The sequence below is a fragment of the Amycolatopsis methanolica 239 genome, from assembly GCF_000739085.1.
Taxonomy (GTDB): domain Bacteria; phylum Actinomycetota; class Actinomycetes; order Mycobacteriales; family Pseudonocardiaceae; genus Amycolatopsis_E; species Amycolatopsis_E methanolica.
In genome coordinates this window covers 1,878,764-1,902,235 of sequence record NZ_CP009110.1, presented here as the reverse complement: position 1 = coordinate 1,902,235, position 23,472 = coordinate 1,878,764, and the positions used below count along the sequence as shown (strand labels likewise).

Genomic DNA, 23,472 nt, shown 5'->3' with positions numbered 1-23,472 from the left:
TGGGTGCGAGTTCATCGGCCGCTCCTGTTCTCCGGCGTGGCGCCCTGCAGGTGGGCGAGCGTGTTCAACAGCTGCTCGAAGTTGATCGGGGTGCCGGCGATGCTTCCGCCGCCGAGCCCCGGCTGGAGGCCCACAGCCGTGCCGTTCGGGTCGGTGAGGGAGGAAGCGCGGTCCATGGTCGCGAACATGTAGCCGACCTCTTTGTAGAACGGCTGGTCCGAACCGCCGCCGGCGTAGATTCCGGTGCCCTTGAAGGGCGACAGCACCATGCTCATGATCGGGCCGTTGACACGGTCCAGCACCGGCCCGCGGACGTCGTCCAAGACCTGAGTGGCGCCGTGTGCGGTGGGAACGAGCTGCTCGACCAGCGGCTGCGCGTCGGTGAGCAGGCCGCGCACGTCCGTCAACAGCGGCCGGGTCCTGGCGAGTACCGGATCGGAGTGCGCCAGGAACGCGTCGAGCTCGCGCGCGACCGGACGCGCGGTGTCCGCGGTGTCCCGCAGTTTGCCGAGCGTGATGCCAAGGTGGGCCAGCCCGTCGTCCGCGTTGTCCAGTGCCCCCGGAAGGGCGGCGATCGCGGCGGCGATGTCGTCCCGCCGGTGGTCGAGCGTCGAGGTGACCTGCTGCAGGTTCTGCACGATCGAGTCGAGTTGGCCTGGCTTCTCGGCCAGCACGCGCGCAGTCGACTCGAACCCGCGCACGACATTGGTCAGGTCGGTGCGTGGGTCCGCGCCCTGCAAGCCTTGCAGGACTGGCGTCATCGCGTCGAGCGTGTCCGGCGCGTCGGCGAGCAGACTCTCGATCGCCGCCGTCCCGCCGGCGCGGAGGGCCTCGTCGACGTTCTGCGTCGCGGAGCGCATGCCTTTCACCGCGTCCGGCTGCAGGGCGTCCGCGACCTGTTGCAGCTCCACCGGGGTCTTGGTCCGCTCTACCGGGATGGTGCCGGCGAAAGTGGTGCGGCCGCCGCCCGGGACGAGTTCCACGTAGTACTTGCCGCCGAGGATGGTGGTCGGGCGCAGGGCGGCGCTCGGTGCGGCACCGAGTTTGCCGGTGACGCCGTCGTCCACCTTCAGCTCGACCAGTGCCGAGCCGTCGCCGGAGCGGTCGACCGAGGAGACCACGCCCACCGGGACCCCGGCAACCTTGACCTGGGAGACGAACGGCTGCAGGTGGTAGTCCTGGGCGAACTGGACGCGGATGATGTCGCCGGGCCGCAGCGCTGTCGCGACGCGGTCCTTCTCGAGCAACGCGTAGCCGGCCAGCAACGTCGCCACGAGGACGACGATGCCGAGCTTGAACGCGGACACCGGCCGCCGGTGCCCGATGCGGGAGCGAAGTGCGAACGGTTTCACCGGCTGCCTCCTGGGATTTTCCGGGCGTCCTGCGCCGCCTCACCCGGTGCGGGATAGGGGTTCCTGGCGACCAGCGGATCCCGCAGGCCCCCCTGCCCGAGCACGGACTCCTCGCTGAACAGCAGATACAGTCTCAGGAAGTGACCGTTGGCGTCACCGTGCGAGAGGGCGGCGGCCCAGTTCGTGAACCACCCGCTGACTTCCGGCGCGTAGGGCGCCAGCACTCGCAGGAACTGGTCGGCGCTGCCGAACGTCTGCGTCAGCCGCGGCGCCAGCGGCCGCGCGTCACCGACGGTCTTCGTCAAGTCGGTCAGCGCGGGCTCAGCCTGCCTGCCGACGCCCGGCACCTTCCCCAGAGGCGGCACCGCTTCCCTCAACACGCCCCGGAGGTCGGGGGTCGCCTGACCCAGAGCCCGTGCCCCGGGCGCGAGCTGGGACATGCCGGCGTGCAGGTCTTCGAGCGGTGCCTGCAGCGATTGCAGACCGGATCGCGCCGCCTGCAGCGTGCCAGGCGCCCGCTGCAGGACCTCGCCGAGCGGCTTCCCTTCATCCACCGCGACCGCCCGCATCGTCGTGTCCAGCCGGCCGAGCAGTTCCGCCAGCTGTTCCTGGCGCCCGGTGAACCGGGCTGAGAGCCGGTCGGCTGTGGTCAGCAGCGCCGTCAGTTCCGCACCGTCGTTCGCAGACAGGGCTTTCGAAACGGTCGCGAGGTCGGGGAGCATCCGTGGCGCGGCCTCGAGCGCGTCCCGGAGGTCCGCTGCGTGTCCGCCGGCGCCGCCCCCGACCTCCCGCACGGTCGAGCCGAGTGCCTCCCGGGTGGGCGCGTCGAGCACGTCCAGCAGGTCGCTCAGTTCCTGCGAGCCCGCGGTCCGCTTGGGCGGGATGACATCCGACGGGCCGAGCTGCCCCGCCTCGGGTGTTCCCGGGTTCAGCGCGATGTACTTCTGCCCCAACGCGGACCGGGAGGCCACCGTGACGGTCTTGGCCTCTGCGGCCGCGTCCCGGTAGATCTCCCGCGTGCCGTCCAGCTGGAGCGTCACTCGCGGGACCCCGCCGACCAGCCGGACGTCCTTGACGCGGCCGACCCGCACACTGGCGACGCGGACGTCGTCACCGGGGCGGAGCGCGCCCACGTCCGAGACGTCGGCGTCGACGAGGGTGTAGGTCGCCCCTGGCAATCCCTGGTCCGCCGTGAGCGCGAGCTGCAGCGCGAGAGCGAACACCACCAGCACCACGGCGCCCGTGGACATCGAGCGGAACTTGCGCGACTGGCGCTTGGCCATCAGGAACCTCCCAGCAGGAACTGGAGAACGCCGCTCTCCTGGCGCTCGTTGAGCCCGGTCACGCCGCCGTCCGGCGCGACGAGGGACTTCGTGTCGAGCAGACCCAGCGTGCCGAGGGGCCCGGGGAGGCCGGGCACAGGCGAGGGCGCGGCCGGCTTGTCCCCGCCCGGAAGGGTGGGCGGCGGTGGAGTCCCGGTCAGGGACGGCAGCAACCCGGTGATCTCCTCCGGGTGGATGATCGCCTGACCGCGGAAGTAGTGTGAAAGCCCGTCCCAGCCGTTGGTCGACATCGCCCAGAACCGGAAGAAGTTCAGGACGTTTTCGATGTTGCCGGTCAGCTCCGCGGTGAGCGGGTTCGCCCCGGCGACGGTGCCCCGCACGCCCGGGCCCGCCTTCCGGAGCTCCTCGACGACCGGGCGGGCCGCATCCATCAGCGTCTCAGCGCGCTGGAGGACGGGCTTCGCGCTCGTCAGCGCCGGGTCCGCCGACTCACTGAAGCTTCGCAGTTCGTCGCTGACCGCGGTGAGGTTGTCGGTCGTCGGCCGTATCCCCGCAAGCACGGGCGTGGTCGCCTTGGCCGTGCCGGTGAGTTCGGCGAGAGTGTCGCGTGCGGCGGCCAGCGTTCCCGGCAGTTCGGCGAGCGAGGCGTCGAGGCCCTGCTGGTTCTCGGCCGTGACACCGAGCACCTGTCGTGAGGAGTCGACCAAATCGCCCAGGGTCTTCCCGTTGTCGGCGGCCAGTGCGTTCGCGACCGGCTGCACGTGGTCGACGAGGTCGATGAGCAGCTGGTTCTGCTGACCGAGCAGCTTCACCAGCCCGTCGGTGTCCTGCATGGACGACGCGAGTACCTTGATCGAGGCCTGGGCGTTGGCGCCGTTGCCCTGCATACCCTGGCCGAGCATCGTGACCAGCGCGGCGAGCGACTGACCGGTCGGGTCGTCGATCGTGTTGAGCACCTGGTCGAGGTCGGTCGCCTGTCCGGTCTGACCGGCCGGAAGCACGTCGCCCTCCTTCAGCACCGGGGCGGAGGCGCTGCCACGGTCGAGGTCGACGTAGCGCTCCCCCAGCAGGCTGACCGGCCGCACAGTGGCGCGGGCATCCTTGTGCAGCGGCAGGGCCGAGCCGTCGACCGCGAGGGTGACCATCGCCTTGGCCTCGTGGACGCTCATGCCGGCCACCTCGCCGACGGTGACGCCGTTGACCTTCACGTCGTTGCCGACGACCAGCGGGCTCGCGTCAGTGAACTCCGCGACGATCGTCAGCTTGTCCGGCTGCTCGCCGGAGCCGGTGTTGGTGACCGCGGCGCCGCCCACGGCCGCCGCGACCGCGGCCGTGGCCAGCACGGCCTGGATCCTGCGCCGTGTCCTCATCGGACTCCACTCCCGAACGCGTCGGTCCACGGCTGCCCGGCGATCGCGCCGGGTGCCGGGAACGGGTCGCTGACCATCCCGGGCGGCATGACTCCCGGATTGTTGTCGAAACTCGAAATCCCAGCCGGGATGTTGACGCGCATGTAGTGGCCGTTGCTGTCGTAGTTGGCCGCCGAAGAGCCCCAGTTCGACAACCAGCCGACCACTTCGGGCGTGTAGGGCCGCAAGAAGCTCAACGCAGGCGTCAGCGACGTCACCGCCGACTCGGTGCCAGGCAGGGCGCCGTGGGCGCTGTCGAGCAGTCCTGGCGTGAACTGCAGCAACGTGCCCAGCGCTCCCAGGGTCGGCCGCAGTTGCGCCACGGTCGGGCGGAGGTCCGCGAGCACCGGGCGCAGGGTGCGGGCCACGGCGGGCAAGCGGTCGGTCGCCGGGCGGAGGTCCTCCAGCAACGGCACCGCTTTGTCTACCGTGCCGGGGACATCGGCCAGCATCCGGTCCGCGGTCCCGAGGGTGCCCGGCAGCTTCGCCAGCGCCGCGCGCAGCTGATCTCGCTGCTGTACGACCGCTTCCGTCGCGCCGGACAGCCCGGAAACGATGGCGCGCACCTGCTGATCACGGTTCACCAGCGTGGTGACCATGCTGTTGAGCTGTCCGACCAGTTCCCTGATCGCCGGCCCGTCCGAGCCGACGGCACGCAGCACCCCGCCGAGAGCTTCCATCGCCGGGCCGGCTTGCCGCAGGGTCTGCCGGAGGTCCGTCTCGTTGCCCACCACGGTGTGGTCAAGTCCCTGCACCAGTGAGCTCAGGTGGGTGCGGGTGGCCGGGTCGAGCGCAGCCAGCACCTTGTCCATCTCGACGGGATCGGACGCCTTGCCGTCCAGGGTGCCACCCGCCGGGATGACCGGGTTCGTCTCAGGGCCGTCCCGGACGTCGAGCTGCCGCTCACCGAGCACGGCTTTCCACACGATGCGCGCCGACGCGCCGGCGTGCAGCGGCGCGAAGTCATTGGTCAGTCTCATGGTGACCTGCGCTCGTCCGTCCTTGATGGAAACCTCGTCGACTTGCCCGGCATCGAACCCGTTCACGAGGACCTTGCTACCGGGGATCAAGCCGGTAGCCGACGGCAACACCACGTTCGCCGGGTACTCGTCGTCGCCTGGGGCGATCAGCACTGCGGCGGCGGCCACCGCGGCCACCCCCAGCACGAAGAGAGGAATTCTGCGCATTGCTTCAGTCCATTCCCAGCGGTCCGGCGGAATCTCCGGAGAGGAACTGGCGGACGAACGGGTCCGGGGAGTTGAAGGCCTCCTCGGTCGGTCCGTAGTGGACAACCTGGCCCTTCCAGATGACCCCGACATAGTCGCTGACTTTGCGCGCGGTGCGGATGTCGTGGGTCACCAGCAGGTAGGTCCCGCGGTACTCCTGGTGCATGTCGAGGATCAGGTCGTTGAGCAAGCTGGTGCGGACCGGGTCGAGGCCCGAGTCGGGCTCGTCGAACAGGACGATGTCGGGGTTCATCACCAGGGCCCGTGCGAAGCCGGCCCGTTTGCGCATCCCGCCAGACACCTCGTTGGGGTATTTGTAGGACGAACGCTCCAGGCCGACCTCCTTGAGCCGCTGGTTGACGATCGCCTCGATCTCGTCCTCGTCCATGTCGGTGTGCTTGCGCAGCGGGAACGCCGTGTTGTCGAAGATGTTCATCGATCCGAACAGCGCCCCGTCCTGGAACAGGACACCGAAGCGCTTGCGCAGTTCATAGCGTTCTCGCTGGTCGATCTTCCAGATGTCACGACCGAAGATCATCACCTCGCCCTGGTCCGGCTCGAGCAAGCCGACGAGATGCTTGATGAGCACGCTCTTCCCAGTACCGGACGGGCCCAGAATGGTGGTGATCGCGTTGTCGGCGAATTCCAGGTTGAGCCCCTTCAGTACGTCGAAGGTGCCGAAGGACTTGTGGACGTCGCGCACCTCCATCGTGTGCACCCGATCAGGTGAGCCGATCTTGTCGACAGCCGTCCCGTTCACCCCGGTGACCATGAGTTCTCCTTGTCAGTTACCGATCGGCATGTTCGGGTAGGAGCCCCAGAAGAACCACGTGCCGAGCAACCCGACGACGTGGATGAGCACCATGTTGAGCATCATCGATTTCGCCGTGTTACTCCCGACCCCTACCGGACCGCCGGCGGCGTTGTATCCGTAGTAACAACCGACGAAGATGATGATCGTGCCCATCGCGATCATCTTCGACATCGCGGCCATCAGGTCGTACGGGTTCTGGAACAACCAGAAGACGAAGGAATACCCACCACTGGACACGGTGCCCAGTTGGTAGACCGTGACCAGGTGCATCGAGATGAACATCAGGCCGAGCCCGACGATGTACAGGAAAGGCATGCAGATCCAGGCGGCCGCGATCCGGGTCCCGACGAGGTAGCTGCGCGACTTGATGCCCAGGACTTCCAGCGCGTCGATCTCTTCGGCGATGCGCATCGAGCCGATTTCCGCGACCAGCCCGCAACCCACCTTCGCCGCGAAGATGTACGCCCACATGTAAACCGACATCTCACGAAGACCGCAGACGTCGTTGAACACCGCGGAATAGATCGGGGCGCCGACCTGCTTCAGGGTGTAGCTGGCCTCAGTCGCACACATCGTGCCGACGACGAACTGCATCAGCCAGACGATGATGCCGCTCGACAGGATCAGGATTCCAGCCTGGGCGAACACTTCCGTGACGTGGTGCCGCAGATCCGGCAGGCTGCGCACCGTGCGGCCGGCGAACTTCATGATGTCACCGCCGACCGCCACGGCGTCGCGCAGCTTCCCCGCCATCCCGCCGAACGTGATGACGACGTCAGGTGTCTTCGTCCGGCCCGGCGGTGTTGCCCCGGGCTCGCGCCGAACGGTTCCGCTCATTCCTCATCCCTCACTTGAAGACCTGCATGTCGGGGTTCAGTCCGAGGAGCGCGGACGTGTAGACGTAGTTGAAGATCCAGATCGAGGCAAACGAGATGACCACCGCCTGGTTGACGGCGCGGCCGACGCCGATCGGACCGCCCTGGGCGTTCAACCCCTTGTAACAGCAGACGACCGACAGGATCAATCCGAACGCGAGGGTCTTCACGATGCTGCCCCACATGTCCGTGGTGGTCGCGTTGGACCAGAAGTTCCCGATGAAGGCCGCACCGGTGGCGCCGAAGATCGGCACGGCCGCAATGTATCCGCCGATCACGCCACATACCAACGCGAACACCTCGAGCAAGCCGGTCATCAGGGTGACCGCGACGATTCGGGGAAGCACGAGTGTCCGGACGGGGTCGACCCCGAGGACCTCCATAGCGTCGATCTCCTCGCGGATCCGCCGCGCGCCGAGGTCGGCGGCGATGGCCGTGCCCATCACCCCAGCGACGATCATCGCATCGATCCACGGCGCGAATTCGCGGACACTCGCCATCAACAGGAAGGATCCGAGGCGGTCGGGAATGCCGAGAACACTGTAGAGGCTGCCGCCCTGCATTCCCGGGCCGGCGAAACCGAGCGCGGTCGTGGAAATAATGACCGGCAGCCAGCACCGGCGCAACGTCTCGAACATGAGGTCGCGGACTTCGCCCCAGTAGCCGAATGGGTGGCGGACCGCGAGCCAGAGCACGCGTGTGAGCAGCTGGACGATCTCGCCGGCTTCGACCAGTGGCCGCTGCACACTGGCGCTGAACCGTCGGGCGGGAGCGGGTTTTGTTGCTGTCATATCTTTCCGCCTCGCTTACCGCGAGCGCGAACGACGTGGCCGGTGAGGCCGGCCAGCCCACCGGCGGCGACGGCGATCACAGTCGTAGCCACCACCTGCGGCGGTTCGACCGACAGCGAGACAATGAAAACCAGTGGCAGCACGAGACCGTAACTACCGACCGCGGTCACGGCACCCTGAAAGATCGGGTGGTTCGTGTCGCCCGTGCGAAAGCCGGCGAAAGCAAACGCTACGGCTGCGGTGATCAGCAGGAAACTCGCACCGGCCAGGGGTGCGACAGCCGCAGCAATCGGCTGCAGGAGGGCGCCGATCACCAAAATCACGAAACCGCGCCAGACACCTCGACCGAACGCCTTGGTGTCGATTCCCTGGGACACCGTCAGCCGGGTGCCGGCCCGGGCATCCGGCCCGACTCGCGATCGGCTCACCATTCCAGCCAACTCCTTCTCCGGGCATGACCGTCATTCCGGCCGGGCCGCGTCGCGGGACTGTGATGGTCGGTAATGATGCGGCGCACGGAACCGGGCGCGCATCACCACCTGGTGGCAAAAGGGTGCCTCGTTGGGGTAGCAACGACCCGCGGACCACGGGGCACTGTCAACGTTGTCGGCGCGACGTCACCGCGCCAGGACGAACCTCTACTGTGGACATTCTCCGGGGCTCTGGTCGAGCAGACCGTAGGCGCCGGCCAGCCCGGCGGCCTCGACCCGATTGGCCGCGCCGATCCTGTTCAGCAACGAGGCGACCATGCGCTTGGCCGTGCGCTCGGAGACCAGCATCCGGTTGGCGATGTCCTGGGTCTCCAAGCCGCGGGCGAGCAGCGCCCACAGCCGCAGATCCTGGGAATCGAGCGCGTCCAGCAGTGCTTCCGGCGGTTTGCGGGCCGTGGTCAGCAACACGTCGAGCAGCTCGCCTTCGAGGACGCGGAAACCGGCGGCAACCGTCAGCAACGGCGCGACGAGGACCTCCGGGTCGGCCGACTTGGTGAGATAGCCGTCCGCTCCGGCGCGCAGAGCCTGCTCGGCAAGTTCCAGATCGTCCGACCCGGACAGCGCGAGCACACGGGTGGCCGGGTGGCGCCGCTTGATCTGGCGGATCGCGGCCGCTCCGCCGAGGGGCGGCATCGCCAGATCGACGAGGGCAAGATCGGCCGCGCAGGACTCGACAAGCGCGGGCGCCTCCTCGACGTGAGTGGTGGTTCCACCCACCTCGAAACGATCACCGGCGTTGGTCGTCAGCAGCAACGCCAACCCTCTGGCGAACAGGTCGTGATCGTCCACGTCCACGACCACCAGACGGCGATCAGTCACCGGCCTAGTATGGCAGCTACGTTCCGCCACCGAGCCGACCGCGGCGATCACAGCGAGTCCTAAGGAGGGCGGCATGGCGGCCGACGGGCAACCCGTACCGGGCGCGCTGCCGGTCGCCCGGGTAATGGTCACCGTGCGGCTCGCGGTCGCGCTGTCGATGGCCCTGCTGCTCCTCTTCGGTGGCGACGACGTCCGGCGGCACCTTCCCTGGGCCGTCGTGACCCTTTCCATCGCGTCCGGGTACGCGGTCGTCGTCGCGGCGAATCCGCGCTGGGAGCTCCACACCTGGCCGGCGGCCTGGCTGCTCACGGTGCTCGACTCGACCTTCACTCTGCTCACGGTCGCCGTGACCGGCGCGGCGACCAGCCCCGGAGTAGCGATCCTGTTGCTCGTCGTCACCGCCGCGGCCATCCGCTTGCCGCTCGGTCCGACCGTGGCACTCGCCCTCGGACTCGGCGTCGCCTATCTGGCCGTGGCGCTGCTGGTCGACCCGGGATTCACACCGGGGCAGGAGCGCTGGCTCCAGGGCCTCTGGTGGGCGGGCTACCTCCTGCTCACCGGCCTCCTCGGCGCGAGCCTGTCCCGGCTGGTCGAACGCGAACGCGAAGCCGGGTTCGCGGCCCGGGTCGAGGCAATGGCCGAGCACACCGCGGCCGAGGAGGAACGCGACCTACGGCGGCGGCTCCTCGAGTCGTACCAGTCCCAGCAGGACGGCCTCGCTGTCCTGCTGCACGAATTCCGCACCCCGGTGATCTCGCTGCGCGCGCTGGCCCGGGGGCTCGCCACGGACGCCACGCTCGCTCTGGCCGACCGCGCAACGGGCAGCCGGCTGATCGCCGAGCACGCGAACCACCTCTCCGACATGCTCGATGCACTGGGTGACGTCGCGGCGAGCCGCCGCCCGGCGTTCGGCACCGGCCGGTCCCGGCCGGTGGAGCTGCGGTCCTTGGTCCTCGCCTCCGCAGACGCGGCCGGAATCCAGCCACCACGGCTGCGCTTGCACTTCGACGATGCGCTGACGGTCACCACGGACCCTCAGCGGTTCCGCCGTGTGCTCACGAACCTGCTCGAGAACGCCGCCCGTCACGGCGAAGGCAAGCCCGTCGACGTCGAGGCCGAAGTCACCGCCGGCAGGCTCCTGCTGCGGGTCCTCGATCACGGCTCCGGTGTGGACGCGAGCAGCCTCGCGAAACTGACCGGCAAGTTCACCGCGGCCGGGTCGAATCGCGGCACGGCCGGGCTCGGCCTCTGGATCGTCGAGCAGATCGTGCAGGCACTCGGCGGCCGTGTCGGGTTCCGGAACCGGCCGGGCGGTGGCCTGGTCGCCGAGGTCGAGGTCCCGGTGGACTGAGTGATCCGGAAGTTGGCCCGCGCGGGCCAGCCGTGGCCCGCGCGGACCATTCCGGCACCGGACCGGCCGGGTGATCCTTGCGGCGCCGGTTCCCGAACACCTGGAGTGGTCATGTCCGTCACCCGCGATATCGAGCCCGGCCACCACCACGAGCTCGGCGGAGTCACCGATACGGGGCGCCGGCCCGATACTGTCCCGCGGAAACTGTTCCGCGACGGCAACGCGAACTTCTGGAACCCCGACGACGTCGACCTCACTCAGGACGAGGCCGACTTCGCGGCACTGACCCCCGAGGAACGACGCCTGACCTGCGTACTCATCGCCAGCCTCATGGCCGCCGGCGAGTCGGTGCTGCAGGACCTGCAGCCGCTGGTAGCGGCGATAGCCACCGAGGGCAGGCCGCACGACGACGCCTACCTGACACAGCTCGTGTTCGAGGAGGCCAAGCACGCGCAGGCGCTACGTGCGTGGTTCGGCGCGCTCGGGATGGGTGACGACCTGCCCCGGTTCATCGCGAGTCGAGACCGCCACCGCCGGATCCTCCTCGAGGAGCTCTCGTGGACGCTGTACACACTCGCCGACGACCACTCGCCCGCCGCCCAGATCCGCGCCTCGGTGGCCCACAATCACCTCGTCGAAGGCTTCTTCGTGCTGACCTGCTACACCGCATGGGCACGGATCTGCCGGAACCGTGGGATCTTCACCGGCCTGCAACGGATCATCGGGCACATCGCGACCGATGAACGCCGTCACGTCGCCTGGGGAACGTTCACCTGCCGGCGGCACGTCGCGGCCGACGACACGAACTGGGCGATCGTCACTGAACGCACGCAGGAACTATTGCCGCTCGCCACCGACGTGCTAGGCGAGATGCTGGCGCCGTTCGGACCGGGAGCGCCGTTCGAGATCAGCACGCAGGAACTCGTCGGCTCCGCGTTGTACGAGGTCGGCCGCCGCCTCGGCTCGATCGCGCGGGCGCGCGGTCGCCGGGTCGAGGAGGTCGACCGCGACCACGCGCCGATGCGCCTCGAACACGAGATCGCGGCGTATACAGCAGACCCAGTCGGCAGGGATATCCGCCGGACCGTCGTCCCGATCAGGCATCAGCTGTGAGCAGCGCCAAGGCCCCGCCGGTCGTACCGGCCGGTCCCAGGCCCGTCCGGAAAGCCGAGCTGCTTGCGCACGGCAAGGAAAACGACAGTTCAAGGCGCGGATGGACACCCGCACTCGCGGAAGTCTCCCCGTAGCAAGATCTTCGCCGCGGGAACCGCGCGCTGGTCCGCTCGATGCCGACAAGCGGCTCGACAGCGTCCCCCGGTCCGCGTCGGCTTCGGTACGTCCCTGTGGAGGATGCCGCCCCACTGTCGACCCGCAGTGCGGCACGACAGGGTGCTGCCCGCCCGCGAGCGGCGGGCGGAGCAGCGTGCGACCTCGGTTCCGAGGATGCGTTCGACGCAGGCGAGTACGCGGCCGGTGGCGCGCAGCCGTGAAGGTTCGGGCGCGGGCCCGTTCCAGCTGCTGGATCCGATCTTGGGCCCTGCTCGGTTGTCGGTCTGGGATCGAACGCGCCTCTGCGAGGATCCAGTGAACGCTTGTGCTGACCGCGTGACGTCCGGATGTTGTCGATGTCCAGGTTGTCGCCGAGGAACAGCTGGCGGGAGAACCCGCCGCGCGGATGGTCGGAGACCTGCATCCGGACGTCGTCGCCGGCGGGCAGCGGGCGCCACGCCGCGCAGGTCGAAACAGACCACGACCCCTGTGCCGGCGCGGCAGGCGTCCATGGGCATCGCGGGCCTCGACCAGGTCCCCGGCGCGCTACCGGACCACTGCTGGGTCAGAGCCGGTCGAACTCACGGCACGCGTCGGCGTCAGTAGGACGACAGTATGGACGATGATCCGATCACGCCCCCCGGCGTCATTCGCGCCGTGGTCGTCGCCGCAGCCGGCGGTGCGCGGAGTGCGAGCAACTGCTCGCCGCACTGCGCACACTGCGCAATGAGCGCAGCGCGCGGGGACCGGAACTGATCAGCGCGCCCCGCTCGAACGGCACCAGCTGAGCGGCACTGGCCCCAGCGTTCGGGGTAGCCAGCGAGCAGGCCGCCGAGCGCCGCTATTCGCGGCTGCAACCGTCCGACACCGGAGCAGCCACCGACGAAACCCGAGTAGGCGCACAGCGCGCCCACTCCGCGACCGAAAAGCGCTCACCACAGGACTGACGCCACCGGATCGCTCACCGGAACCAGGCGCCCTGCCGGCAGTTTTCATGGAGACACATCGGGAAACCTGGCGGCCTCACCCCCTGAGATCGAGGAGAGGCCCTCGCATGACGCCAGCGCGAGCCGGAGGCCCTCTCGGTGGGCCTCCTGACCGATGACGGGCTACCCGCCCGCCTGGCCCACGATCTCGACGACGGGACGACCTGGCACGTCGAGCAGGAGACGCAGTCGTTGCCACTCGACGAAAAGCGGCACATCCGCGACCGCGGCGCCGATCAGCACCTGGCCTTGGCGGGCGCGGCCGGCTACGGCTGCTCGCCGGGATGATCCGGGACGACCGCCGGTGGCGGGTGGTGCGCAACCCCGCCTCCGCGGCCGCAGCGCGCGGGACGTTCGATCCGTGCTGGACCGAAACCACCAATGGTGATCACAAGCAGCAAGCCGGCCGCGTCCGCCACCCGATGCGGGCAGAGCTCACGAAACGGCCGGCTTCCCGCTACCCCACATGGCGCTCTTTCCCGGCGCTCTCACGAAATTGGCCGGCGCATTCGAGCAGCGGGACGAGGCGCCGGCGATTCGCTCTGCCTGTGCCCGCGGAGGTCTCATTTACCCCGCCACACCGGATCCCGCTTTTCCGCGAACGCCCGTGCACCTTCCCGGGCGTCCTCGGAGACGAAGACCGGCTGCACCAGCTCCCGCTGGCGCTCGAAGGCCACCTCCTCGCTCCACCCGGGTGCCCGGCTGACGACCGCCTTGGACACCCGCACTGCCAGCGGTGCATTGGCGGTGATGCGGCGCGCGAGCGCCATCGCCTCGGTCAGTGCCCGGCCCGGCTGTGTCAACCGGTTGACCATGCCGTGGCGGTGCGCCACGGTCGCGTCGAACGGGTCGCCGGTGAGCGCGTATTCCATGGCCAGCTGGTAGGGCATGCGCGTGGGCAGCCGCAGCAGCCCGCCCGCCGCGGCGACGAGGCCGCGTTTGACCTCGGGTATGCCGAACTGGGCGTTGTCCGCCGCGACGATCAGGTCACAGGCCAGCGCAAGCTCGCACCCGCCGGCGAGCGCGTAGCCTTCGACCGCGGCGATCATCGGCTTCGTCAGACGTCGCTCGGTCAGCCCCGCCAGTCCCAGCCCGGGCAGCGAGACGGTCTCCCCCCGCAGGAAGGCCTTGAGATCCATCCCCGCGCAGAACGTGTCCCCGGCACCGGTCAGCACACCGGCGAGCAGGTCATCGCGCTCGGTCAGTCGTTCGAGTGCCGCGTTGACGGCGGTGGCGACCGCCGCGTTCACGGCGTTGCGGGCCCGTGGGCGGTTGATCGTGATGACCAGGACCCGGTCCTGTTCCTCGACCAGCACCTCATCGCTCATCGCGGCATCTCCTTACCGGTCGGGACGAGGGATCGGGCGATGACGTTGCGCTGCACCTCGCTGGTGCCCTCGCCGATCTCCAGGATCTTCGCGTCGGCGTAGAAGCGCGAGATCGCGGACTCGCGGATGAACCCGTACCCGCCGTGGATCTGCACGCTCGCGCTGGCCGCGCGATTGGCCACTTCGGACGCGTACAGCTTCGCCATGGCCGCGGCTTTGGCGAACGGGCGGCCTTGGTCCCCCAGCCACGCGGCGCGGTAGACCAGCCAGCGCGCGGCTTCGACCTCCGTTGCCATGTCGGCGAGCTTGTGCCCAACGGCCTGGAACCTGTTGAGCGGACGGCCGAACTGCTCGCGCTCACCCGCGTGGCGGACGGCGAGGTCGAGTGCGGTCTGCGCGAGCGACAGTGACAACGCGGCGACGCTGATCCGTCCCGCGTCCAGCACCTCGAGGAACTGCCGGAGCCCGTTGCCCTCCTCCCCCAGCAGGTGGTCCTCCGGGACCCAGCAGTCGGTGAACACGAGCTCGCGGGTGTCCAGTGCGTGCCATCCGAGCTTGCGCAGCGGCTGCCCCTTGTCGTAACCGGCGGTGCCGTCCGGTACGAAGAAAGTCCCGTACCGCTTCTTGCCGTTGTCGTCGGTGCCGGTGACGGCCAGCACGGTCACGCCGAGGCTCATCTCGGTGCCGGCATTGCTGATGAACATCTTGGTGCCGTTGAGCACCCAGCCGTCCTCGGTGCGCCGAGCCGTGGTGCGGATACCCGCGGCGTCCGAACCCGCGGTGGGCTCGGTCAACCCGAACGCACCGAGCTTCTCGCCCGTGGCGAGCGGGACGAGCCAGCGCTTCTTCTGTTCCTCGGTCCCGAAACGCGCCAGCGGCAGGGTGGCGATCGTGGAATGCGCGTTCCACGCCGATGCCACCGACTGGTCCGCCTCGCCCAGCGCTTCCATTGCGGCCACATAGGACACCAACCCCGCGTCCGCCCCGCCATAGGACTCGTCGACGAGCATGCCCATCAGCCCCAGCTCGCCCAGCTTGCGGAACACCTGCGCCGGGAAGTGGCACCGTTCGGACCACTCGGCTGCGTACGGCGCGATCTCCTTCGCGGCGAAATCGCGGCACATCCGCTGCAGCGCAATGGTTTCCGCGGGCAGATCAAAATCCATCTCAGTGCTCCTCGGGGTCGAGCAGGATCTTCAGGTGGGAACCGGAGGCGAGGTCGTGGAACGCGTCGAGTCCCCGGGAAAGCGGGTACACACCGGTCAGAAGCGGCGAGGGGTCGAACCGGGCCGCGGCGACCAGGTCGAGCACCCGGGGGATGTCGAAGTTGTAGCCGAGCGTGCCGAGCACGGTCCGCTCGAACGGCACGATCTGCTTCAGCGGCAGCGACGCCGCGCCACCACTGATTCCGGCGAGCACCACCCGGCCGCCGCGCCGCACCGCGGACACGGCGAGCTCGACGAGCTCGGGCCGTCCAGTGGCCTCGACGACGACGTCCGGTCCGATTCGCCCGGTGCGCAGGAACACCTCGCGCCGTACGTCGGTGACGGCGGGGTCGTAGACCTCGGTCGCGCCGAGTTCAGCCGCCCGTTTGGCCCGGTCAGGGACCGGCTCGCTGACGTAGATTCCCGCCGCACCGGCGAGTTCGAGCGCCATCAGCACCGCGACGCCGATCGGCCCGGCACCGAGTAGCAGAACGTTGTCACCCGGGCGCACGCCGGCCCGGCGCACGGCGTGCAGTCCCACGGCGAGCGGCTCGGCCAGCGCGGCGAGCTCGTCGGACACCCCGTCCGGCACCGGGACGAGCCCGTAGGTGGGCACCGTGACCAGCGGGGCGAACGCGCCCGGCGAGGCGAGGCCGACGGAACCACCCTTGGCGCAGATGTGGTACTCGCCGTGGCGGCACCAGCGGCAGCTGCCGCAGCGCAGGCAGGGGTCGACGGCAACCCGGGTGCCGGGTTCGACACCCGGAACCGGGGAGCCGAGTGCGACGACCCGGCCGCTGAACTCGTGCCCGAGGGTCACCGGCGGGCTGAACCCGGTCAGCGGGTGGGGCTTTTCCCTGATCAGGTTTGGACCGTGGGAGTGCTCGTGCAGGTCGGTACCGCAGATGCCCGCGTAGGAGACCGCCACCAGCGCCTCGCCTGGGCCGGGCTCGGGCGGCTCGGGCACCTCGTCCAGTCGCAGATCACCCCGGCCGTGCCACCGCAACGCTCGCATCCGACCCACCTTCGCGTCAGAGTTGTTTTTTCGAACAATCGGTACAAGAATCGTGGTTCCCCGCCAGATGTCAAGGGGGCGGGCCGAAACCCCAGCACGACAAGGGCGAGATCGAGATGACTTCCACCCAGGCGAGCGACGTCGGCGCCGACGTCGCGGCACAGACCGAGATGTACCGGCGGATGCGGCTGATCCGCCAGTTCGAGGACCGCGCCTCCCGGCTCTACCGCGTCAACCAGATCCCCGGGTTCCTGCACCTGTCGATCGGCCAGGAGGCCACAGCCGTGGGGGCCTGCTGGCCGCTCGACGACCGCGACGTGGTCACCTCCACACACCGCGGCCACGGCCACTGCATCGCCAAGGGGCTCGATGTCACCGGCATGTTCGCGGAACTGATGGGCCGCAGCACCGGGACGTGCCGGGGCCGCGGCGGTTCGATGCACATCGCCGATCCGCGCAAGGGCATTTTCGGCGCCAACGGCATCGTGGCGGCCGGACTGCCCATCGCCACCGGAGCGGCGACCGCGGCGCAGCTGCGCTCCCGCGGCGGCGTGGTCGTCGCGTTCTTCGGGGACGGCGCGGTGGCACAGGGCATGTTCCACGAGGCGGTCAACCTCGCCGCCGTGTGGCAGCTCCCGATCATCTTCTTCTGCGAGAACAACCACTACGCCGAGTTCTCCGCGGCGAAGGACCAGCACCGCGCGACGCTGGCCGACCGGGCCCGCGGGTACGGGATCGACTTCGCGCACGTCGACGGGAACGACGTGGTCGCGGTGGCCGACACGGTGAGCGGCCTGGTGCGCGACCTGCGGGCAGGCGGGGGACCGGTGCTGGTGGAGGCCGAGACCTACCGCTGGCACGGGCACTACGAGGGTGACCCGGAACGCTATCGGGAACCAGCCGAGCTCACGGAATGGAAGATGCGCGACCCGTTGACGGTGCTCGCGGCCCGGCTCGCCCCGGACCGGGTCGCCGAGATCGACCGCGAGGTCGACGCGGTCATCGACGCCGCGGTCGAGCAGGCGCAGGCCGCGGACGAGCCGGAACCGGAGACCCTCCACCACTTCGTAGGCGTGCCCAGGGAGCCGGTTCCGGAGCCGCCCGAACCGGACGGCGAGGTCTTTCGCACCATGGACGCCGTCCGGGAGGCGCTCGAGCACGAGCTGGCCGCCGATGAGGACGTGTTCCTGGCCGGGATCGACGTGGGCGCGGGCGGCAACGTCTTCGGGCTCACCCGCGGACTCGCAGAGGCCTACCCGGGGCGAGTGCGCGACACCCCCATCTCGGAGAGCGCCATCATCGGCGCGGGTGTCGGATCGGCCATGGCCGGCCTGCGCCCGGTCGTGGAGCTGATGTACTTCGATTTCCTCGGCGTGTGCCTGGACCAGCTGATGAACCAGGCCGCGAAGCTGCGGTTCATGACCGGCGGCGCGGTGAGCATGCCGCTGGTGGTGCGCACCCAGTTCGGCGCGGGCAAGTCCTCGGGCAGCCAGCACTCCCAGAGCCTGGAGGCGCTGCTCGCGCACATCCCCGGGCTCACCGTGGTGATGCCGTCGACCCCGGCGGACACCTACGGCCTGCTCCGGGCTGCCATCCGCGATCCGAACCCGGTGGTGTTCGTGGAGAACCGGCTGTTGTACGGGCGCAAGGGCCCGCGGCCGCGACCCGGCCACCTGGTGCCGCTGGGCAAGGCAGCCATCCGGCGCGAGGGCACCGACGTGACGCTGGTGTCGTACTCGAAACTGGTGCACGAGTGCACCGCGGTGGCCGAGCAACTCGCCCAGGACGGGATCAGCGTCGAGGTGATCGACCTGCGCACGATCGCTCCACTGGACACCGAGACGGTGCTGCGGTCACTGGCCAAGACCGGCAGGCTCGTGGTGGCGCACCAGGCCGTGGAAGCCTTCGGCGTCGGAGCGGAACTGGCCGCCGTCGCGGCCGAGCACGGGTTCTGGACGCTCGACGCGCCCGTCCTGCGGGTCGGCGCCGCCCACACCCCCGCGCCCTACGCACCCTCACTGGAGCGCGAGTGGCTCCCGGACCAGGAGCGGATCGCCGCCGCCGTGCGGAAATCCGTGCTCGGCTAGCGAAGCGCCGTGTGGGATGGACGCGTGTCCGTCCCACACGGACGCGGCAGCGGGAACGGCCTCATCCCTGCTCGTGCTCCCGGAACCGCCGCACCCGCTCCTCGAGGTCTCCGGCGTCGTAGGACGGGCTGCGGAAGCCGGAGATCAGCGTGGCGCAGTACTCCCGGGACAGGAACTCCGCATCCCACTTACCGCCGGGCTTGGCCCACTGGTAGGTGTGGTTGTGCATGTTGAGGAACTGCAGCATCGCCAGGCGCGCGTCCATCTTGCGGAACGCGCCCGTCTCCATCGCCTCCACGAGCAGGTCCCGCACGATCTTCTCGAACTCCTGCCGCTGGTGGAGCAGCCGCGTTCGGTTCGCACCGCGCAGGTGCCGGTAGTCGTGTTCGTAGACCCAGATGTGGTCGAGCCGAGCCAGGATGAGCTCCAGCAGGGTCTGGGACAGCAGTCGCAGACGCAGGACCGGATCCTCGTCCAGGGCCGCGATCCGCCGGGCGGCCGCCAGCAACGGGTTCAGGACGCGGTTCTGGATCTCGACGAGAAGGTTCTCCTTGGACCCGATGTAGTAGTAGAGCGCACCCTTCGCAAGGCCGGCGACCTGCCCGATCTCGGCGATCCCGGTGGCCGCGTAACCCTGCTTGGCGAACAGCCGCGCCGCCTGGTCGATGATCTCCTGTCGCTTGATCTCGTAACCCGGCCCGTGCCCTGGTGGTCTTGGCATGACACCAGAGCCTATTCCGCTCGCACCACGTCGTGCTCGCTCACCCACCGTCCACACCGATCGCGGAAGCTCACCCGGTCCGGGCTTGTCAGGTTCCGACCCGCGCCTTAGAGTGCTTCCCGTCACCGTTTCGTAGACCGACTGGTACACGAAACAAATCCACCGGCAGCACACTGGAGTGATGGCCCGTGAGTGATGAGAAGTCCCCTGCTCCGCAAGGCCTTTCCGTGCCGCGGGAGGACGTTTCCGAAGAGGACCTGCGCGCGTTGGGCGTCGAGCTCGCCCGCGACTTCCCCGGCAGCACCGCCGCCGACTTCCGGCGCTACCCGGTGCTGTCCGAGGGCGGCTGGTTCACCGTCGTGAAACACCAGAAGACGCTCGAGTCGGTGGCCCGCGAGCCGGGCCCGCTGCTCGGCCCGATCGCTCTGGCCTCCGACGGCCTCGACGTCAACTGAGAAGGGAGAAGCCACCATGATCGGAGTCGATGTCGGCGGGACGTTCACGGACGTCGTGGCCATCGAGGACGGCAAGATCAAGACCGTCAAAGTCGCCACGGACGTGCGCACCACCGAGCGGGGCGTGCTCAAGGGAGCCGAGGAGATCGGCGTCGAGGCGGCCGAAGTCTTCAACCACGCCAGCACCCACGGGCTCAACGCCGTGATCACTCGCCGGCTGCCCAAGATCGCGTTCCTCACCACCGAGGGCCACCGCGACATCCTCGACATCGGGCGCACCTGGCGACCCGTCGAGGGCTTGATGAACCCGGCGTGGCGCCGATCCTACGGCGACGCCAACCGCCCGCTGGTGCCCCGTTATCTTCGCCGCGGTATCCGCGAGCGGCTCACCGCCGACGGTGGTGTGCTGATCCCGCTCGACGAGGACCAGACCCGCGCCGAACTCGCGGTGCTGCGCCGCTGCGGCGTCGAGGGCGTGGCGATCTGCCTGATCAACGCCTATGTCAACGACCACCACGAGGAGCGCCTGCGCCAGCTGGTGCAGGAGGAACTGGGCGACATCCCGGTGTCGATCTCCAGCGAGGTCTCCCCGCTGGCCAAGGAGTTCGCCCGCGCCTCCACGACCGTCGTCGACGTGTTCATGCGGCTGATCTACGGCGAATACACCCGTCGCCTCGACGCCGGACTGCGCGAGTTGAAGTTCACCGGCGATCTCAACTTCGCCGACTGCGCCGCCCAGCTGGTTCGCTCCGACGTCGCGATGGAGCACCCGTTCCGGATCGTGTTCGCCGGCCCGGCCGCGGGCACCGTCTCCAGTGCACACTTCGGCAGCCTGATCGGCGCCCGGAACCTGCTGTGCGCGGACGTGGGCGGCACCTCGTGCGACATCAGCATGGTCACCGACGGCGCGCCGTTCGTGAACACCACGTTCGAGCTGGAACACGACCTCATCGTCAACGCGTTGTCCAACGAGATCTCCAGCATCGGCGCCGGCGGCGGCAGCCTTGTCACGATCAACGCGGCGGGCGAGCTGAAGGTCGGGCCGGGCAGCGCGGGCGCCGATCCCGGACCCGCGTGCTACGGCATCGGCGGCACGCAACCCGCGACCACCGACACCTGTCTGCTCATGGGGATCATCGACCCGGACGGTTTCGCGGGCGGCCGGATGAAACTCGACCCGGAGCTGTCCCGGCAGGCCTTCGAGGCACTGGACACCAAGCTGTCGTTCGAACAGCGCGTGTCCTACGCGTTCAACATCGGGATCAACAACATCGCCGAAGGCGTCACCAACATCGCGATCCAGCACGGCGTCGATCCCCGCGACTACAGCCTGGTCGCCTACGGTGCCGCGGGTCCGATGCTGCTTCCCGCGGTGCTCGACCTGGTGCACGCGGCCGAGGTCATCGTGCCGCCGCACCCCGGCCTGTTCTCCGCGTTGGGCCTCGTCAGCACCGACCTGGTCTACGCCGACAGCCGCAGCGCCTACACCCTGCTCACCGCGGAGGCCGCCGAGTCGATCGACAAGGTCTACCGCTCCATGGAACAGCGGCTCTCGGAGCGGTTGAAGGACGCCGACCGCGGCAAGGTCACCTTCGTCCGCAGCTTCGACGGACGGCTGGCCGGCCAGACCTGGGAGACGCCGTTCATCGCGGTGCCCAACGGCGAGATCACCGCCGAGGGCGTCGAGCAGATGGTGGCCAACTTCCACGAGGCCTACGCCGAACGCAGCGGCAACAAGTTCGAGGCGCTGCCGGTGCAGGGCGTGACGTACCGGGTGCAGGCCGTGGTGAACGCCGACAAGGTCGAGTACCCGGTGCTGCCGGAGCGGCCCGCGGGCGAGCGCCCCGAGCCGACCCGGACCCTGACCATCCGCTACCTCACCGACGAAGACCTCCCCGCACACGAGTACCAGCGGGCCGATCTGCGGGCCGGCGACCAGATCCCCGGCCCCGCCGTGATCAGGGAACCGCTGTCCACCACGTTCCTCGTACCCGGCCAGACCGCCCACGTCGGCTCCCACGGTGAGCTGCGCATTCGCAAGGCGTGAAGGAGAAACCCGTGACCGTTTCACTCAAGGACCTCGACGATGCGCAGTTCGCCGAGCGGTACGGCGCCGACCGGTTCACCGCGACGGTGCTGTCCAGCCGGATGCGCTACATCGTGCAGCACATGTGCACCGGGCTGCTCAACAACGCGTTCTCGCTGATCCTGCGCGACTGGTACGACTTCGCGGCCACCATCTCCGGACCACCGGAGCAGAACTACCCGATGTCGTCGGTCAGCAACAGTCTCGCGATGTTCCTCGGCACCATGTCCGAGGCGGTCCGCAACACCATCGAAGAGTACGGGCCGGAGAACCTGCGTCCCGGCGACGTGGTGATCTGCAACGACCCGTACCGCGCGGGCAACCACGTCAACGACATCTGCTTCATCCGGCCGGTGTTCGCGGACGGCCGCATCATTTCCTTCGTCACGCTGCGCGCCCACCAGCTGGACATGGGCGGCGTCGTGCCCGCCGGGTTCAGCGGCACCAAGCGCAACGTCTACGAGAACGGCCTGGTCATCGCACCGACCCTGCTCTACCGCGACGACAAGCCGGTCAAGTCCGCGTTCAACCTGATCTTCGACAACGCTCGCTACTGCGCGCTGCTGCTGCCCGACATCAAGACCATCTACGCGAACCTGTTGCTGGGCGAGCAGCTGATCCAGGAAAGCGTCGCACGCTACGGGGTCGAGGCCTACCTCGGGGCTATCCGGTACAGCACCGACGTCTCCGCCGAGGCGATGAGCACCGCGCTGGCCGAGCTGCCCGACGGCGTGTACGAGGCAGAGGAGGGCATCGACTGCGACGGCATCGACGACTCGGTCGAATACCGGATCAAGGTCAGGATCACCAAAGTCGGCCCCCGCATGGAGCTGGACTTCAGCGGGACCTCGCCGCAGGCGCGCACCAGCATCAACGCGGGAATCCTGGACACCAAGACCGCCGTCGGTGTCGCACTGAAATTCCTGATCGACCCGGCGACACCGTTCACCTCCGGTGCCTACCGGGACATCGACATCGTGCTGCCCGCCGGGACGTTCATCAGCGCCACCCCACCGGACGGCGCGGTGTTCCTGTACTGGGAGAGCACCGGACCGGTCCTGCTGGCGGTGTTCCGCGCGCTGGAGAAGGCACTGGGCCGCAAGGCCGTCGGCGGTGACTACGGCTCGCTCAACATCCACAACGCCAACGGTGTGCTCGAGGACGGGACGCCGTGGGTGACCACCGCGCAGTGCGGTGGCGAGCACGGCCCGTGGGGCGCCACCGAGGCCGGCGACGCGGACAGCTACTCCGTGGTCTACCAGGCCAACAACCTCGATCCGGCGACCGAGGCGATCGAGTCCGAGCTGCCCGCGGTGGTGCTGCGCAAGGAGTACGTCCCGGACAGCTCCGGTGCGGGCACCAACCGCGGCGGCGCCGCGGTCCTCAAGGACACCCTGTACCTGACCGCGGCCGAGCACTGGTCCAGTCCGCTGCACACCAAGAGCCCCAGCGGTCTCGGGGTGTACGGCGGCAAGAGCGGCGCGCTCGGTGCGACGTGGCTGTTCCACGCCGAGGACCGCGACGTCGTGCGCACCAGGGAACTGCTCGGGACGTCCGACGAGGTGTACGCACGTGCCACCCCGGTGGCCGGGATGCTCGACCCGGAGACCAAGTGCGTCGACCCGGACGGGGAGTACTTCTACTTCGCCAGCACCCCCGTGTGGCACACCAAGCCGCACGCGGTGTTCCGCTACCTCACCAATGGCGGTGGTGGCTGGGGCAACCCGCTCGACCGCGACCCGGAACGGGTCAAGCGGGACGTGCGTGACGAGTACGTGACAGTCGAGGGCGCCTACCGCGACTACGGCGTGGTCATCACCGGCGATCCGCGCACCGATCCGGAGGGGCTGCGCGTCGACGAAGAAGCCACCCGCCGCCGCCGCGCCGAACTGGCCGCGCAGTGAAGGAG

At 69.1% G+C, this 23,472-nt stretch carries 20 protein-coding genes and 1 pseudogene; 7 read left to right on the top strand and 14 right to left on the bottom strand.

The annotated features are described in order from the left end of the window. Positions 1-11 precede the first annotated feature (11 nt). The 9 genes from AMETH_RS09235 to AMETH_RS09195 all read right to left on the bottom strand — a co-directional run bounded on the left by AMETH_RS09235 (position 12) and on the right by AMETH_RS09195 (position 9,111). Positions 12-1,352, bottom strand: coding sequence for an MlaD family protein (locus AMETH_RS09235; protein WP_017987798.1), 1,341 nt, complete (start codon positions 1,350-1,352; stop codon positions 12-14). Further along, a complete protein-coding gene (locus tag AMETH_RS09230; protein WP_017987797.1) occupies positions 1,349-2,635 on the bottom strand; it encodes an MlaD family protein in 1,287 nt (428 codons plus the stop codon). The genes AMETH_RS09235 and AMETH_RS09230 overlap by 4 nt, the downstream gene beginning before the upstream one ends. Beyond that, positions 2,635-4,005 carry an MlaD family protein gene (locus AMETH_RS09225; RefSeq protein ID WP_038531998.1) on the bottom strand — a complete coding sequence of 457 codons (1,371 nt, stop codon included), beginning with the start codon at positions 4,003-4,005 and terminating at the stop codon, positions 2,635-2,637. The genes AMETH_RS09230 and AMETH_RS09225 overlap by 1 nt, the downstream gene beginning before the upstream one ends. After that, on the bottom strand, positions 4,002-5,231 hold the full coding sequence (locus AMETH_RS09220; RefSeq protein ID WP_038531995.1) for an MlaD family protein: 1,230 nt from the start codon (positions 5,229-5,231) through the stop codon (positions 4,002-4,004). The genes AMETH_RS09225 and AMETH_RS09220 overlap by 4 nt, the downstream gene beginning before the upstream one ends. 4 nt (positions 5,232-5,235) lie before the next feature. Further along, positions 5,236-6,042, bottom strand: a complete 807-nt coding sequence (locus AMETH_RS09215; protein ID WP_017987794.1) for an ABC transporter ATP-binding protein — start codon at positions 6,040-6,042, stop codon at positions 5,236-5,238. 12 nt (positions 6,043-6,054) lie between these two features. Further along, complete coding sequence (locus AMETH_RS09210; protein WP_017987793.1) at positions 6,055-6,837, bottom strand: ABC transporter permease; 783 nt, start codon at positions 6,835-6,837, stop codon at positions 6,055-6,057. Positions 6,838-6,931: 94 nt separating this feature from the next. Continuing rightward, the gene (locus AMETH_RS09205) at positions 6,932-7,705 is read right to left on the bottom strand and encodes an MlaE family ABC transporter permease (RefSeq protein ID WP_017987792.1); all 774 of its coding nucleotides are present in this window, start codon (positions 7,703-7,705) and stop codon (positions 6,932-6,934) included. 41 nt (positions 7,706-7,746) lie between these two features. Then, complete coding sequence (locus AMETH_RS35600) at positions 7,747-8,181, bottom strand: hypothetical protein (RefSeq protein WP_017987791.1); 435 nt, start codon at positions 8,179-8,181, stop codon at positions 7,747-7,749. 207 nt (positions 8,182-8,388) lie between these two features. Then, positions 8,389-9,111, bottom strand: a complete 723-nt coding sequence (locus AMETH_RS09195) for a response regulator transcription factor (protein ID WP_223843089.1) — start codon at positions 9,109-9,111, stop codon at positions 8,389-8,391. A 22-nt stretch (positions 9,112-9,133) separates the two neighbouring features. On the opposite strand from AMETH_RS09195, the gene AMETH_RS09190 reads away from it, so the two are divergent. Beyond that, positions 9,134-10,411 carry a sensor histidine kinase gene (locus AMETH_RS09190; protein WP_017987789.1) on the top strand — a complete coding sequence of 426 codons (1,278 nt, stop codon included), beginning with the start codon at positions 9,134-9,136 and terminating at the stop codon, positions 10,409-10,411. Between the two features lie 111 nt (positions 10,412-10,522). Next, positions 10,523-11,524, top strand: a complete 1,002-nt coding sequence (locus tag AMETH_RS09185) for a R2-like ligand-binding oxidase (RefSeq protein ID WP_017987788.1) — start codon at positions 10,523-10,525, stop codon at positions 11,522-11,524. A 502-nt stretch (positions 11,525-12,026) separates the two neighbouring features. On the opposite strand, the pseudogene AMETH_RS39780 reads toward AMETH_RS09185, so the two are convergent. Next, a pseudogene (locus AMETH_RS39780) lies at positions 12,027-12,275 on the bottom strand (Hsp20/alpha crystallin family protein); the annotation flags it as partial. Positions 12,276-12,765: 490 nt separating this feature from the next. On the opposite strand from AMETH_RS39780, the gene AMETH_RS09180 reads away from it, so the two are divergent. Continuing rightward, complete coding sequence (locus tag AMETH_RS09180) at positions 12,766-12,954, top strand: hypothetical protein (RefSeq protein WP_017987787.1); 189 nt, start codon at positions 12,766-12,768, stop codon at positions 12,952-12,954. A 275-nt stretch (positions 12,955-13,229) separates the two neighbouring features. Here AMETH_RS09180 and AMETH_RS09175 read toward each other — a convergent pair whose 3' ends face one another. From AMETH_RS09175 to AMETH_RS09165, 3 genes are read right to left on the bottom strand one after another with little or no spacing between them, the layout of a single operon-like run. After that, on the bottom strand, positions 13,230-13,994 hold the full coding sequence (locus AMETH_RS09175; protein ID WP_017987786.1) for a crotonase/enoyl-CoA hydratase family protein: 765 nt from the start codon (positions 13,992-13,994) through the stop codon (positions 13,230-13,232). Next, positions 13,991-15,160, bottom strand: a complete 1,170-nt coding sequence (locus AMETH_RS09170) for an acyl-CoA dehydrogenase family protein (protein WP_026153948.1) — start codon at positions 15,158-15,160, stop codon at positions 13,991-13,993. Before AMETH_RS09170 ends, AMETH_RS09175 begins: the two co-directional genes overlap by 4 nt. A gap of 1 nt (position 15,161) precedes the next feature. Continuing rightward, positions 15,162-16,214 carry an alcohol dehydrogenase catalytic domain-containing protein gene (locus AMETH_RS09165; protein WP_020486779.1) on the bottom strand — a complete coding sequence of 351 codons (1,053 nt, stop codon included), beginning with the start codon at positions 16,212-16,214 and terminating at the stop codon, positions 15,162-15,164. Positions 16,215-16,330: 116 nt separating this feature from the next. On the opposite strand from AMETH_RS09165, the gene AMETH_RS09160 reads away from it, so the two are divergent. Continuing rightward, positions 16,331-18,301 (top strand): alpha-ketoacid dehydrogenase subunit alpha/beta, encoded by a 1,971-nt coding sequence (locus AMETH_RS09160; RefSeq protein WP_017987783.1) that lies wholly within the window; start codon positions 16,331-16,333, stop codon positions 18,299-18,301. A 61-nt stretch (positions 18,302-18,362) separates the two neighbouring features. On the opposite strand, the gene AMETH_RS09155 is transcribed toward AMETH_RS09160, so the two are convergent. Next, complete coding sequence (locus AMETH_RS09155; RefSeq protein ID WP_017987782.1) at positions 18,363-19,022, bottom strand: TetR/AcrR family transcriptional regulator; 660 nt, start codon at positions 19,020-19,022, stop codon at positions 18,363-18,365. Positions 19,023-19,249: 227 nt separating this feature from the next. Between AMETH_RS09155 and AMETH_RS09150 the strand changes: the two genes are divergently transcribed. Genes AMETH_RS09150 through AMETH_RS09140 form a run of 3 tightly spaced genes read left to right on the top strand, consistent with a single transcriptional unit; the run spans position 19,250 to position 23,467 of the window. Beyond that, positions 19,250-19,477, top strand: a complete 228-nt coding sequence (locus AMETH_RS09150; RefSeq protein ID WP_017987781.1) for a hypothetical protein — start codon at positions 19,250-19,252, stop codon at positions 19,475-19,477. Between the two features lie 16 nt (positions 19,478-19,493). Further along, entirely contained in the window at positions 19,494-21,524 is a 2,031-nt protein-coding gene (locus tag AMETH_RS09145) for a hydantoinase/oxoprolinase family protein (protein ID WP_017987780.1), read from the top strand. 11 nt (positions 21,525-21,535) lie between these two features. After that, positions 21,536-23,467 (top strand): hydantoinase B/oxoprolinase family protein, encoded by a 1,932-nt coding sequence (locus tag AMETH_RS09140; RefSeq protein ID WP_017987779.1) that lies wholly within the window; start codon positions 21,536-21,538, stop codon positions 23,465-23,467. Positions 23,468-23,472 lie beyond the last annotated feature (5 nt).